A 14,659-nucleotide genomic window follows, 5' to 3' on the forward strand; every position below is an offset into this window, starting at 1 on the left:
ATTACATTATCATTATAACTAATATTTCGACAGTATGTGTGGAAATTCCTTTATTTTTCTTAAATTATTTCAAAACCCCTACAGAAATTCGCCATTTTTCTTTCTTTGTTTTCCCTTCAATGGATAAAAGCTTGCTTCTTCCGTACCCTCTTGAAGAGATAACATCATACTCTTCCACCACAAAAGAAGCATTTTCGACGATTCTCCAATTAACCTTTACCAGGCTAGCTTTTATTAAAGCTTGGGCTTTCTGTCGAGAAATGGAATAGATTGCTGAAAGTATGACATCTAATCGCAGTGAGCTTACAGTTGTTATTTTATCTTGCCACTGTTCATTTGTTTGCACCATATCAGCTATTGGCTTTGGTATAAGAGAAACCTTTGTTTTTCCAACCTCAGTGAATTGCATAGAAACATAGTCAGAGATTTCTTCTGCAAGAATCAACTGAATAGAACCATTATGGGTTAAGATATCTCCATATTTATCTCGTTTTAATCCTAATGACATCAGTGTTCCTAAAACCTGTCTATGCTCTATTGTAACAAACTTACTTGGATACTCCATCTCAAATAAAAGAATACCAAAATCTTCTTCCTCAGGATGATAGTAAGGTGGATATAACAAAGCTCTCTTTCTTTCAGCAGTTTCAGGATAAAACATCACTTGAATATCCTCATTTTGACCAACAATTGACTTCACTATGTACTGCTGCCTAGGGTCTAAAAAATCAGTACGTTTAGATGCATATTGGCTCTCGACCTGACTTTTCCATTCTAAAACACTGTCAACAAACTCTTTTTCCTCTGTCCTAAAATGTTGATAAATAGATGTCATCTAACCACCTCCTATACATTTTTAAAAATGGCTCTTGTCGTAAACTTTGTTGCTGTAAGGGAGTAGAGGTTGATTGCAACGAGAAGTGCTCGCTTTCCACGGGGCATGAACTGAGCCTGAGCCTCCTTGGGCTAAGCCCTATGGGGTCTCACTGTCTAGCTCCAGGGCTTAAGGGCTAGAGGTAATAAGTCAATTGTGGCAAAGAGGAAAAAATCCCCTTTCTAACAGAATCGCCTTATGCTTGTCGCCCCTGAACAAATCCCCACCGCTTTTCATGCCTTCCCGCTATTCACGCAGGAGTCGAGCACCTTACGTTCCAATCAACTTACGAAGCGAGAGTTTCTAAAATAGATAATATAAGGACCTATACGCGTAAAATAACAGCTTTTATTAAAGTGTTCAGCGGTTGATATTAACATGTAAGAAAAAAGCCTTTTCTTAAAATTGTTGTTTGTCGCAATTAAGCCATGTCACGTAAATTCTATATTGTGAGGGGGCTGCGTAGAATTCTGAGGAAAAACCTGCGTGCTGAGACCTTGAAGCGAAGCAGTATTCCTCAACATTCAGTATAAACTGGTTGACAGAGCCTTGCAGATATCCTGTGCGAAAAGAGCTTTAAAAACAAAAGAACTGAAACGTTAAAAAATGTTTCAGCTCTTTTTAATAATTTTCTGATCGATTCAATTTAAATTAACCAACGGAACAGTTGAGCTAAGCCGGCTTGAGCTAAATTCAAAACGATAAAAGCGACTATTGGTGAAATATCAATCATTCCAAGTGGAGGAACGATACGTCTAAACGGCTCTAAATAAGGCTCACAAATACGAGTTAGAAATTGTCCGATGGACGATTCTTTTGCGTTTGGAAACCAAGACATTAAAATATAGATAATTAATGCCCAAGAATAAAGCTGTATGAGAGTAGATAATACATCATAAATAAGACCCATAATTTACATTACCACCTCGAATCCGATATATCTTCTTCTTTAAGGAACTCAGAGATATTTCCACTTACCTCAACGTTATCAGGCGTACATAAGAAAATGTTGTTCCCAACTCGTTGAATATCTCCTCCTATTGCATAAACAGTACCGCTTAAAAAATCCACAATACGTTTTGCTTGATCATGTTGAATGCGTTGTAGGTTTACAAGAACAGACCGGCGATTCTTTAAGTGATCTGCAATTTCTTGAGCTTCTGCGTAAACCCGGGGCTCTACCAGAATCATCTTAGAGGATTTCTGTACACTTTGAAGACTCACTACATTTTGCTTTGATTGAGCCAAGGATTGTGATTTCATGGACTTTTTCTCCTCGTATTCTTCATCGAACTTTTCATCTTCATAATCATACTCTTCTTCGTCAAGCAAAAAGAACGTTTTAAGTTTAGATTTGATCCCCACTTACATTCATCTCCTCTCAGTCATTTCCAACTAATGCAGTTCCAATACGAATAAAGGTAGCACCTTCTTCGATTGCAAGCATGTAATCATTACTCATCCCCATTGAGAGCTCTGTACATGGAGCATGAGGAAAATTCAATTGGCTCATTTCCTCTTGTAATCTTTTCAATTTCCGAAAACATTTTCGAAGGAAAACCTCATCTTCTGTATGAGGAGCCATGGTCATTAATCCTATGACTTTAATATTGGGATACTCTTTAAGCTGTATGATGAAGTCTTTTAATTCATTGGGAGACAATCCATGTTTTGATTCTTCACCGGAAACATTTACTTGCACAAAGCAGGATACAGGCTTGTCTGATCTCTTATGTATCTCTTTGGCTAAAGACAGCCTGTCCAATGAATGTATGTATGACACTTTATCAATAATATTTTTAACCTTCTTCGATTGAAGAGTACCGATAAAATGCCAATTAGGACGATCTTTTAGTACTTCCCACTTATTGAGCAATCCTTCATCACGGTTTTCACCAAAATGAGTTAAACCAGCTTCAAAAGCTTCACTTGCTCTTTCAGTAGTTACATATTTCGTAACAGCCACAACATTTACTTCTTCAGACTTTCTCCCACTCCGCTTACATGCAGCATCGATGTTTTTTTGGACCCGTTCTAAATTTTCACTAACTTTCATAAGAAGGCTCCTTCCAACCAATAAAACTCATCATTCTTCCTGTTGTTCCTCCGTCTCCTCTAAATGAGAAAAATTCCTCGGAGCATAGTGAACAATAATTAGAAGTATGGATTTGGATAGAGTTCAAACCACTTTTTAATAATAGAAGCTCATTAACTTTCTTTAAATCCAAATTATATTGCCCCTCTTCTACTAAATTATAGGGCAAGTTGATTTCATCTTCTAGTATTTTTTTCACTTTATCTATGACTCGATTATCTACAATATAACATTTTTTACAAATGGATGGGCCAATAACGACTTCTAGATTAGAAATTGAGGATCCATAATCTAAGAATTTTTTTAACATTTTTGGCCCGATTTCTAATACTGTACCTTTCCATCCAGCATGGGCTACTGCAATCAATCCGGTAACTTTATCAATGAAGTAGAGAGGAACACAGTCTGCATAACACATTGTTAACAAAAGGTTCTTCTCTATGGTAATTAATCCATCCGTATCATTCATACTTGAATCATACGAAGTAGCTCCCAAGCCTTTATGATCTATATTCACAACACGAATTTGATTTCCATGAGTTTGTTCACATCCCACCCAAGAAGAAAGAGGGAAATTTAGAGAAGATGCTACTTTTTCACGGTTTCGAATCACAGAAAGAGCTGAGTCTCCCACATGCAGACCCATATTTAAGGATTGAAATGGTGCCTTACTCACACCCTCTAGCCTGGTTGTAATACCGGCTACCAACCCAGGAAAGTTACCCGTCCATTGTTTTAATGAATAATAAGATTCTGTTTCTTTTAAAAATGGTTCGTTCGACACGTAGGAATCTCCTTTAAGTTTTCATTTAGTGTACCATAGAAACCGAACGGTCGTCATTTATGATGATGGCTGTTTTGGCTCTTGTAGCTGTCCTTGATTGTAGTGGGTTTCCTTGTACCTTACCAAAATCACGTCTTCCCCTATTTTCACAATATTACTCCACGGTATAACGATGTCTTCATCTCTACCAAAAAAACCAAGTATCTTTCCTCCTCCGCCTATAACGATTGCATCAATTCTTCCCGTATCAAGATTAATTTCAATATCTCCAATGTTTCCTAATTTCCGACCATCAGAAATACTTACTACATCTTTGATTTGAAATTCAGAAATACGTACCATCGCTTTCCCTCTTTTCTAAATGCTATATATTTATCTTTTTCACTAAACATTACTATTAAAGTTATTATTATTGTATGCAACAAAAAGAAAGGCAGACCTTGGATTAGGAACTGCCTTTCTTTAGATTAAAAATTTTGTTTCACCATTCAAATAAATCATAGGATCGGCATTATCCACCCATGGCGGTGAACCTACTTTACTATTGAATGTTTTTATTCATTTGTTTTATTGCTGCTTTTTCTAGACGGGACACTTGAGCCTGTGATATACCTATTTCGTCAGCCACTTCCATTTGTGTTTTACCTTGAAAAAACCTTTTACTGATAATAAGTTTTTCCCTATCATTTAAACGCCTCATGCCTTCTTGTAATGCGATTTCTTCAATCCAGTGAAAATCACGATTTTTCTCATCACTCAGTTGATCCATTACAAAAATAGGATCTCCACCATCATTATAAATTGGTTCAAATAAGGATACAGGATCTTGAATTGCATCTAAGGCAAAAACAATTTCTTCATGAGGAACATCTAAAACTTTTGCAATTTCTTCTGCTGTTGGTTCTTTTGATGTTTCACCCATTAATTTTTCTCTAACTTGTAAAGCTTTGTAAGCAATGTCCCGTAATGAACGAGAAACGCGTATAGGGTTATTATCTCTAAGATATCGGCGTATTTCTCCAATGATCATAGGAACCGCATATGTAGAGAATCGAACATTTTGACCTAAGTCAAAATTATCAATGGATTTCATCAACCCGATACAACCTACTTGAAATAAATCATCAACAAACTCACCACGATTATTAAAGCGTTGAATTACACTTAAGACGAGGCGCAAATTTCCATTCACAAGTTTTTCTCTTGCTGTAATGTCGCCCGCTTGCATTTGTTTGAAGAGTACTCTCATTTCATCATTTTTTAAGACAGGTAATTTGGAAGTATCTACACCACAAATCTCGACTTTATTACGTGTCATTCTTTCCCCTCCTTGTAGGAGCTGCTGTACAAAATTCAGTATTTCCTTGGAGAGGAAAAATATGCATTTCGATCTAGTACCTTATTTTATAAATTCATGAAAACCCTTTATCCATCTGGGAAAATTCTATAATTTTTTTTTTGAAGATGCTGTTTTTCGTTATCTATGGCCTTTGAAAAAGCGCGTAGTGAAAGATTGTGGTAGTGAGATTCCCTATTCACACCTTTCCTACCTCTGTACAATGGTAATAGAGAATAAAAAAACTGATCCTCAATTAAGAGAGATCAGCTCTAAATGGTTAAACCATTTTATTAAATTCCTTTTTTAACCGTTTAATAATTCTCTTTTCGAGTCTTGAGATATAGGATTGGGAAATGCCCAGCATATCTGCTACATCTTTTTGTGTTTTTTCCTCCTCACCCATCAAACCAAATCGAAGTTCCATTATTTGCTTTTCTCTATCCGATAATTGATGGAGAGCATTAAACAATAGTTTTTTATCCACTGTGGCTTCAAGGTCCTTAGTTATAATATCCTCGTCTGTGCCAAGGACGTCTGATAGCAGCAATTCATTTCCATCCCAATCTATGTTTAAAGGTTCATCAAAGGAAACCTCAGAACGAATTTTATTATTTCGTCTGAGATACATGAGAATCTCGTTTTCAATACACCTTGAAGCATAAGTAGCTAATTTTATTTTTTTCTCAGGATTAAACGTATTAACAGCTTTAATAAGTCCAATAGTACCGATGCTAATTAAATCTTCAATATTAATTCCTGTATTTTCAAATTTCCTTGCGATGTATACTACTAACCTTAAATTACGTTCAATTAATAAAGAACGTGCTGTTTTATCACCTTTAGGCAGTTTATTTAAGAGGATTTGTTCCTCTTCTTTCGATAAAGGAGGGGGAAGTGCTTCACTACCACCTATGTAATAAATTTCATCTGATTTAAGTCCAAGTTTTATTAAAAGTTTATACCAATAATATAGAAATTTAAATTTAAATTTTTTCAATGTTGCTCCCCCTTCTATTTCTTTAATTTGTGAGTATAGTATTATAGATTGATTTTACGACACATATTGTATTGGCTTTTGAGAAATCATTTTTGGATGAACAATTCCTTGAAAATTCCCATCAGCCGATAGAGCATCGGATCTAAAGACTACCAAACCATTTGATACCACCCATTCTGTATCTGTATCTTTCACTTTAAGTAAATCAGGTTTGATGGCTGCCAGGAGCTGACTACTCCTTCCCACTGACTGAGCAGGAATGATCCGTATACGATCAGACCAGGAGGAGTCAATACTATTTTGATTAGTGAAAAAATCATCAATTTCACCGCAAAGTGTATGAACCTCTTCCGGAATGTCACCTAAAACCTCAGAAAGAGATACAATCATGACAGGGGATTTTGAAATTGGATCTTGAAGCTGATTCCCACTATCAACTAAACCTTTGATATTCACTTGAAAATTATTAATTTGAATTGTGACGTCAACAAGTTGATCATACTGAATTTTAACGTGTTCAATGCTTTCAATACGCCCCTTAGAAAAATACCAGGCAATTGGAAGTACGAGCATGACAAATGTCCAGCTTATTGGATCACCAAACCCTTTAATACTTGCTAATAATACAGAAGATTTTGCACTTGGATCAAATTGCAAAAAATAATGAGTTCCAATTAAAATACCACCTGTTAAAAAAGTGACAAAATAAAACATGAGCAAATTCGTTAAGAAATATCGCAATCTCTTAAAACCAAATGTAGCGAAAACCATGACAATCGAAAATAATAGCTTTACAAGCGGATTTCCTGTTATAGGTGAATATGGTGAAAAGGCAAGAAGAATAATAATTGACCCTATTAAGCTTCCGATGCCAATTCTCCAATAGACTAGTGGCCTTTTCAAAATAATTCCTGTAAACCATAGAAGAATAAAGTCTACTAACAGATTCAACAACCAGATGACATCTAAATATAAGGTCAATCGCTACCCTCCTTGTTAAACTTCATCTAGTTCAGATCAATTTAAAACTCTTAACAATTACTTAGGTGAAGTATATCGTACATACCCACTAAAACGTTGTCACTTTTTGTATCCATTACGGAAAAACTTTTAGTAGATATCAACGAAAAATGTCGCAATTATTAACAACTTATTTCACCATAAAAAAAAGACCTCTGAAGATGAGGTCTTTTTTTTATGGTGAAATATATAATTCTATTTTCATCTGCACATTTCAAAAAGAAAATCTTTGCGAAATGAAGCTGTTAGGTCATAAGAAAAGCTATCCAAAATGGCCAATGCAATACGCCTTTACGGATAGCTCTTCTTATTATGCTTGTTGCCTTAGTGTTACATATTATCTACGGCGATTACGATTGCGTAGGAAAGTTGGAATATCTAATGTTTCTTCTGCACCTTGGTGTGAAGAAGAGCGTACAGGCTCCTGTTGCTGAGTTTCTTCACGCTTCGGTTGTTCACGTTTAACAGCTTGATTAGGGTTTGGAGTTGGATTCATACCACCAAACGTAGGACGAGTCTGTTTAGGTGCTTGAAGCACTTCTTCATTAAAGCCAGTCGCAATAACTGTTACGACAATATCATCCTTTAAATCTTCGTTAATGACAGATCCAAAAATCATATTCACTTCCTGGTCAGATGCTGAGGCTACAATATCCGCTGCTTCTTGAACTTCATAAAGACTCAGGTTTGTTCCACCTGTAATGTTCATTAACACACCTTGAGCACCATCTATAGATGTTTCAAGTAATGGACTGGAAATGGCCTTTTTGGCAGCTTCTGAAGCACGATTTTCACCAGAAGCCGCACCGATACCCATAAGAGCAGAACCTTTATTTGACATGATAGTCTTAACATCTGCAAAATCAAGGTTAATCAGTCCAGGAACTGCGATTAAGTCAGATATACCTTGTACACCTTGACGCAATACGTTATCTGCTTCACGGAACGCTTCAAGCATTGGAGTGCTTTTATCAACAATTTCTAGAAGTCGATCGTTTGGAATGACAATAAGAGTGTCTACTCCTTCTTTCATTGCTGCAATACCACCGCTAGCTTGGTTTGAACGTTTTCTTCCTTCGAAAGTAAATGGGCGCGTTACAACACCTACTGTTAACGCTCCTATTTCACGCGCGATTTGAGCGATAACGGGCGCTGCACCAGTTCCAGTGCCTCCACCCATTCCTGCTGTAACAAAGACCATGTCCGCTCCTCTTAGAGCTTCTTCAATCTGTTCTTTGCTCTCTTCGGCAGCCTTCTTACCCACTTCCGGATTTGCACCTGCTCCTAATCCTCGGGTTAATTTCCCACCGATTTGCATTTTGATTTCAGCTTTTGAAAGGTTTAATGCTTGTGCATCTGTATTAACAGCGATAAATTCAACACCTTGTACACCATGCTCAATCATACGGTTTACAGCGTTATTTCCGCCACCACCGACACCAATAACTTTAATTGTCGCTAATGAATCTAAATTTGTATCAAACTCCAACATGACAAATCCTCCTAACTCGTCGAATCAATGGATTTATTCTATTCAAAGAAATATCCAAAGAACTTTTTCACTTTTGACATCGCCTTTTCATCTTCATTTGTTTCATCTTGAACCTTTGCAGGTTTTGGTTTTTTATTAACTTGCTTCGATTGTCTTTTTTCAGTAGCCTCAACAGGTACTGGAGCTGCACTTACATTTCTTCCTTGTAATCTAGCATTCTTCTGAGCGTATTTAATCAATCCTACTGCTGTTGTATACTGTGGTTCTCTCACACCAATATAATCTGGAATCGCAACTCTAACACGATTTTGGAATATGATTTGTGCTAATTCTAACACACCTGGTAAATTTGCTACACCACCAGTTAATACGTACCCACCTGGCAGGTCTCTGATACCCATTCTTTTTAATTCATGACTAATAAGATCTAAAATCTCTTCTAGTCTTGCTTCTATGATATCAGAAATTTCTAATTGATTAAATTGTTGATGTTGATCACTGCCAATAATTGGAACACTAAACACTTCATCTTCAGATGCATGATCATAAAAAGCATGTCCATATTTTGTTTTGATTTTTTCTGCATCTTCAGTTGATGTTCTCAATCCGATAGATAAATCTTTCGTAATGTGTTCTCCACCAACAGGAAGAACAGTAGTAGCCTTTAAGTGACCTTGTTCAAAAACTGCAATTGTTGTAGAACCGCCACCTATATCAATGAGAGCGGCACCTAAATTCTTCTCGTCTTTAGAAAGTGCAACTGAACCAGCTGCAAGAGGTTGAAGAACAATATCAACAATTTCAAGTCCAGCTTTTTCTACACAACGCAAAGTATTATGTAAAATCGTCTTAGAGCCAGTAATTATCGTACCTTCCATCTCTAAACGAACACCAATCATCCCGCGTGGGTCAGTAATTTCATCCAACCCATCTACAATAAATTGTTTTGGGATTACATTAATAATTTCTCTTTCAGGTGGAATGGAAACAACTTGTGCTGCATCCATTACTCTTAAAACATCTTCGTCGCCAATTTCCCGATTATCACTTGATACAGCTACCACTCCATGACAAGCCTGAAGTGATACATGGTTGCCTGTAATTCCTACAATGACATGGCTTATAGATAAACCAACCATCCGTTCTGCTTGCTCTACTGCCTTTTTAATTGTTTGAACAGTTTCGTCTATATCTACGATGGAACCTTTTCTGATTCCTTCTGAACTCACATTCCCTACACCGATAATGTTTAAGGAATCATTTGTCATTTCACCAATGATTACTTTCACTGTGGATGTACCGATGTCAAGGCTTACGTAAATTTCATTGCTGTTCACTCTATGGCACCTCCTTAAAAGAATGTTTGTTGGAACAACAATCTTAGAAAATACTATTCTAAGTATATCTTATTATGATATTCGTCGTAACAAAAACGATTCCCTTTTAAAATTCTAATTTTTTTCTCTTTTTTCTTGATTACTTGTCCAATTACTAATTAATATACGTCTAATGACTGCAATGTTTTGGAATAATCTAACCCCAAAAGCAAAAACAGCGGCCAAATATAAGTCTACACCAAGATGAACACCTAGAAAAGCTAAACTTGCTGCCAGTAAAATATTAAAAAAGAATCCAGATACAAACACCTTATCATCATAAATATTTTGAAGGTGAGCACGAATTCCACCAAATAGTGTATCTAACGCAGCAAGAACCGCTATCGATAAATAATTCGAATACTCATCTGGAATCCTAATATCAGTAAGAAGCCCCAAAACAACCCCTACTAGCAACCCTAATACGGGGAGCCACATATCATCCGTTCCCTCCTCTTTCTTTTACCGGTTCCATTAGACGGACACGGATTGTATCTTCATACCCAGGAAGAACTATCTCTTCAAGAGGCTTCGATATAGACACTCTGAGATTATCAATAAAAAAGTCTTCCACAGACTGGGATACCTGCATTCGATTATTTAAGTTCTTAGCCGTTTTTAAATCTTTGGTTAGAACTCTTACTTCAAACGGTATTTTATTAATAGAATAACCATCTACCTTCGTTTCCCCATTAATATCACGGATAACAGAGGTATTTATTAAACGATGGCCATCTATGGATATATCCGTTGCCTCATATCGATTCAATTCATTAACTAACCTCTCTAATAGTTCTGGTGAAACACTTTGAACCTTCTCTCCGAGCAGAATGTCTTCCATCGCTGGTTCGACTGTTAAGATAAGGCCTGTTCCTTTTTTTTCAGTTAATCCTACTTCTGATTTTAATTCTTCTAAGGTTTGTTTTAATGCCTGTTCAGGACTTGATTGCTTTTCTGTTTTATATTGTTCTAATTTCTTCTCAACAGAATGAATTTCTGAATACAGGTTTGAACCCATCTCTTTTTCTTTCAATAATGCTTCTCTTAATTCCCAAATATCTCTAGTATCACGGACAACAGGTTCCTTGACTGTTTGGAATTGGATAGCAATCATGAACCCAATAATCATGGTAATGATTGTAAAGCTCACCTTAAGTTTGTTGTCCATTCCGTGTCACCTTACTTTCAAATCTCTTCAACATTCTTAATAATGGTACCAAATTCACTCCATATAATACATTAAAGTGGATTTAACACTTTATCACTCACCTATTACAGGTTCTAAAACAATATCATTCTTTTTTTCCATTGAGAATTTAATGTTTTCATTTACAAGCTGATCCTTAACTCCACCAGTAATATTCATGGCAGAGCTTAGTACTTCAGGATCTCCTATGGCTGTAATCTTGAATGGAGCAGGGTATTCAATATCGTCAATTAGAATAACAGGACCATAGCATAATACAAACGAATCATGCTTTAACCTTTGACCATTAATTGCTACTGCGGATGCTCCGGCAATATACAATTCATTTATTACTTTGAAAACATGATGCTCATGAACAATATAATTATTTGCGTTTTCCTCTTTAGGGTCATAGTTTGAGTCCTCTAATGTAACAGTCACTCCTGGCCCTGTTACTTTGGTTTTCCCTAAATACATACGATATTTTTCTGCGTCTTCAGCCAAATTAAAATAAATTTGTTTTTCTTTTGAAAACTCTGCCTCTAGATTTACTACTTCTTCTTGTTTAGCATAGAGCTTTTCTTGGAGATTATTGTTCGTTTTTTGCTGTTTTAGAATTTGGTCTCTTAATGCTTCCTCTTGTTTCCATTGACCATTCGTCCTATTCCCAAGTTCAGATTGACCCGCATTAGCAAGACTATATGAAAAAGCAAGGATGAAGCCTAATACTAAACAAACGAGGGAGAGAATAACATGTTTACCTCTCACTTTCATCCCCTTCATTGCTTTCTTCACCTTCCGTTTCGTATGCCCTAAAAAACGAACCAACCTCTAAATCAATCACACCTTTTTTAGACGGGTCCAATTGACTGACAATTGAAGGGTAATGCACCATTTTCTCAGAAAAAGTTCTGATAGTAGCACTTACTTCAAAACCATCGTTCATAAACAGTGTTAAATGATATTGATCCGTTTTCTTAGGTGTTAAATTTACTTCAGAAATAAGATGCTGAACCTCTTTTGGTAGTTTACCTAACTCATCCACTATCTTCACAAGGACTTTATCTTCCTTGAAACCTCTTAATAATGGAGCATCTACCGGTATTGATTCCGTTCCTTTATTCAAAACATTTCCATTTTCTAAGATCACAAAAAACTTATTACCTTTAGAAAGATATGCTTTTTTATCAAATTCTTCAACGGAAATACTATATGAATTAGGAAATGACAATTTCACATTTGCATCCTTAATCTCAGGAAGCTTCTTTAATTGTTCTACTGTCTTATCACTACTCACACTCCAGACATTCATCCCTTTATCAATTCCACTTTTCTCTTGGACGATTTGATCTGATACGAGTTGGTTTCCTGTTATAACAACATTCTTAACATGACTTAATGGAGATTGAAAATAGACAACAGATAAAATCATAAGTAAGAACATCGAAAGTAAAAACAGCAATCGGCGATTTGCTTTCTTTTTTCGGTGCTGTTTCAATTTAGGAATCCGGTCTTCAATGGATACGACATTTTCTTTTTTCATTTCGTTCTCCTCAATTTCACTTTAAATTCAACAAAACATGAATAAGAAAATACTTATCACGTTATATAATGAAAGGTCCCTTTTCACCAAGATTACTAATAGTGTTAAAAGAGAATCAGAACGTATTTTTCACTGTAAATTCTTTATTCGTTGTCGTGTCATACATTCTAGATAAGAACGATTTTCAAACTATTTATGAATGCTTGCTTTTAGGAAAAGTTTTCTTGTAATCGGTACTTTACCAATTATTATGTACATCAGAAGAATACAACCTATTTATTACACTCTTACCATCTATTTAAACAACTTTAGAATAAGAAAGATAGCATGTAATTGAATTGTAAAACGATTGGTTACTAATAGTAATAAACTCTCCTAATATTTGAAAACTGTTCTTTACTAATAAAAATTGCTAATATGTAATTTATTGTAACATCTCACCTAATATTATCCTATCGTTATTTAAAGAAAATCGCAGGAAAATTTAAAAAGGAATCTATTCGTAACCTTTTTTGAATCGCTTTAGATGGTGAGGGAAACAGCTTCGCTTCCGGGGGATCTCGGCAGGCCCACGGAAAGCGAGCGTCTTCTCCCTGCTATCAACTACTATTTTTTTCTCTAAAATTCATTCTTTACGGTAAGAGTTTTTCTCAGAAAGCAAAAAAAGATTGACCCTTTGATCTTGGAAGAGTCTTATTTACACCTAAAGCCCTTAAACTTTAGAAAGTGAATAAACTCTTCCACACCATGAGCCAACCTGTTTTAATTCCACATCAATTTCTTGTATATCGACTAATATTTAGTAATACTCCAACAGCCATTAACATTAATGTTAATGATGAACCTCCATAACTTAAAAATGGAAGTGTAATCCCGGTAACTGGCATAAGGCCAGTTACCACACCTACATTGATCATAACCTGAATGGCAATCATTGAAACAATTCCAACTGCTAAAAAACTACCAAATAAATCAGGAGCACCTAAAGATATTCGAATCCCCCTCCATAATACGATTGAAAATAGAAGAAGGACAAACGTACCCCCAATGAATCCCAATTCTTCAGCTAAAATAGCAAAAATAAAATCATTTTGAGGTTCCGGGAGGTAAAAGAACTTTTGTCTGCTTTGTCCCAAACCTAAACCAAACAGTCCACCAGGACCTATTGCATAGAGAGACTGAATAATTTGAAATCCGCTATTTAAGGGGTCTGCCCAAGGGTCTAAAAAAGAAGTTATCCTTTTAATCCGATAAGGGGCTGATAGAATTAAACCGATAAATCCTGCCAATCCAATCATTCCAAGCCCTACAAAATGCATGATTCTTGCTCCTGATATAAAAATCATAACCAAACAAGTACCAACCATTACTGTTCCAGTCCCTAAATCAGGTTGCAGCATAATCATTCCAAATGCAGTAAACACCAATAATAGAGCAGGTAATACCCCTTTTCTAAAGGAGGTTATGTACTTTTGTTTTTCTGATAAATACTTCGCAAGAAAAGCAATCATAGCCAGCTTCATAAATTCAGAAGGCTGGATTGAAAAGGCTCCTACTCCAATCCAGCTCCGGGAACCATTTCTCAACACACCGATTCCGGGAATTAACACAAGAACGAGTAATACAAAGCATATGATTGTAATGATTTTCGCCCAATTTCTCCAAGTCCAGTACTCAACATTCATTATAAAAAACATAGCAAACAATCCAACACCTGCAAAAAGCATTTGTCTTTTAGCAAAGAAAAAGGAATCCTCAAATTTGTAATCAGCCCAGACAGCACTTGCACTGTATACCATAATCAGCCCAATGGCAAGCAATGTAAGAGTGGCAACAATTAGTATAAAATCGGGAGTCGATTTTTTAAAAGGCAATCTTAAACACCTCGAATAGACTTATTTGAGCCGTTTCGAGCAAATTCTACTACCTTTCCTGGATTGCCTTACTGGTTGT

General features: G+C 36.0%; 16 protein-coding genes. All 16 read right to left on the bottom strand.

Translation table 11 applies throughout. The annotated features are described in order from the left end of the window. Positions 1 to 64: 64 nt before the first annotated feature. Complete coding sequence (locus tag IQI_RS16850; RefSeq protein WP_064093780.1) at positions 65 to 835, bottom strand: YlmH family RNA-binding protein; 771 nt, start codon at positions 833 to 835, stop codon at positions 65 to 67. Positions 836 to 1,520: 685 nt separating this feature from the next. After that, the gene (locus IQI_RS16855; RefSeq protein ID WP_064093781.1) at positions 1,521 to 1,784 is read right to left on the bottom strand and encodes a YggT family protein; all 264 of its coding nucleotides are present in this window, start codon (positions 1,782 to 1,784) and stop codon (positions 1,521 to 1,523) included. Positions 1,785 to 1,792: 8 nt separating this feature from the next. Next, positions 1,793 to 2,239: a cell division protein SepF gene (locus tag IQI_RS16860; RefSeq protein WP_064093782.1), complete on the bottom strand. Its 447-nt coding sequence runs from the start codon at positions 2,237 to 2,239 to the stop codon at positions 1,793 to 1,795. Positions 2,240 to 2,255: 16 nt separating this feature from the next. Further along, on the bottom strand, positions 2,256 to 2,930 hold the full coding sequence (locus IQI_RS16865) for a YggS family pyridoxal phosphate-dependent enzyme (RefSeq protein WP_064093783.1): 675 nt from the start codon (positions 2,928 to 2,930) through the stop codon (positions 2,256 to 2,258). Continuing rightward, on the bottom strand, positions 2,920 to 3,753 hold the full coding sequence (gene pgeF / locus IQI_RS16870; RefSeq protein ID WP_064093784.1) for a peptidoglycan editing factor PgeF: 834 nt from the start codon (positions 3,751 to 3,753) through the stop codon (positions 2,920 to 2,922). The genes IQI_RS16865 and pgeF overlap by 11 nt, the downstream gene beginning before the upstream one ends. Positions 3,754 to 3,810: 57 nt before the next feature. Next, entirely contained in the window at positions 3,811 to 4,095 is a 285-nt protein-coding gene (locus tag IQI_RS16875) for a YlmC/YmxH family sporulation protein (RefSeq protein ID WP_064093785.1), read from the bottom strand. Positions 4,096 to 4,294: 199 nt separating this feature from the next. Then, positions 4,295 to 5,071, bottom strand: coding sequence for an RNA polymerase sporulation sigma factor SigG (sigG, locus tag IQI_RS16880; RefSeq protein WP_064093786.1), 777 nt, complete (start codon positions 5,069 to 5,071; stop codon positions 4,295 to 4,297). Positions 5,072 to 5,369: 298 nt separating this feature from the next. Continuing rightward, a complete protein-coding gene (gene sigE / locus IQI_RS16885; protein WP_064093787.1) occupies positions 5,370 to 6,089 on the bottom strand; it encodes an RNA polymerase sporulation sigma factor SigE in 720 nt (239 codons plus the stop codon). A gap of 54 nt (positions 6,090 to 6,143) precedes the next feature. Next, entirely contained in the window at positions 6,144 to 7,070 is a 927-nt protein-coding gene (gene spoIIGA / locus IQI_RS16890) for a sigma-E processing peptidase SpoIIGA (protein WP_064093788.1), read from the bottom strand. Between the two features lie 376 nt (positions 7,071 to 7,446). Then, entirely contained in the window at positions 7,447 to 8,601 is a 1,155-nt protein-coding gene (gene ftsZ / locus IQI_RS16895; protein ID WP_064093789.1) for a cell division protein FtsZ, read from the bottom strand. A gap of 38 nt (positions 8,602 to 8,639) precedes the next feature. After that, positions 8,640 to 9,938: a cell division protein FtsA gene (gene ftsA, locus IQI_RS16900; RefSeq protein WP_064093790.1), complete on the bottom strand. Its 1,299-nt coding sequence runs from the start codon at positions 9,936 to 9,938 to the stop codon at positions 8,640 to 8,642. A gap of 114 nt (positions 9,939 to 10,052) precedes the next feature. Beyond that, positions 10,053 to 10,415, bottom strand: coding sequence for a small basic family protein (locus IQI_RS16905; protein ID WP_064093791.1), 363 nt, complete (start codon positions 10,413 to 10,415; stop codon positions 10,053 to 10,055). A 1-nt stretch (position 10,416) separates the two neighbouring features. After that, complete coding sequence (locus IQI_RS16910; RefSeq protein WP_064093792.1) at positions 10,417 to 11,145, bottom strand: DUF881 domain-containing protein; 729 nt, start codon at positions 11,143 to 11,145, stop codon at positions 10,417 to 10,419. A gap of 93 nt (positions 11,146 to 11,238) precedes the next feature. Next, the gene (locus IQI_RS16915) at positions 11,239 to 11,937 is read right to left on the bottom strand and encodes a DUF881 domain-containing protein (protein ID WP_231893454.1); all 699 of its coding nucleotides are present in this window, start codon (positions 11,935 to 11,937) and stop codon (positions 11,239 to 11,241) included. Further along, positions 11,921 to 12,706: a cell division protein FtsQ/DivIB gene (locus IQI_RS16920; protein WP_064093794.1), complete on the bottom strand. Its 786-nt coding sequence runs from the start codon at positions 12,704 to 12,706 to the stop codon at positions 11,921 to 11,923. Before IQI_RS16920 ends, IQI_RS16915 begins: the two co-directional genes overlap by 17 nt. A gap of 773 nt (positions 12,707 to 13,479) precedes the next feature. After that, on the bottom strand, positions 13,480 to 14,580 hold the full coding sequence (spoVE, locus tag IQI_RS16925; RefSeq protein ID WP_064093795.1) for a stage V sporulation protein E: 1,101 nt from the start codon (positions 14,578 to 14,580) through the stop codon (positions 13,480 to 13,482). Between the last annotated feature and the right edge of the window lie 79 nt (positions 14,581 to 14,659).

It is taken from the genome of Rossellomorea aquimaris TF-12 (genome assembly GCF_001648555.1).
GTDB classification, from domain to species: domain Bacteria; phylum Bacillota; class Bacilli; order Bacillales; family Bacillaceae_B; genus Rossellomorea; species Rossellomorea aquimaris.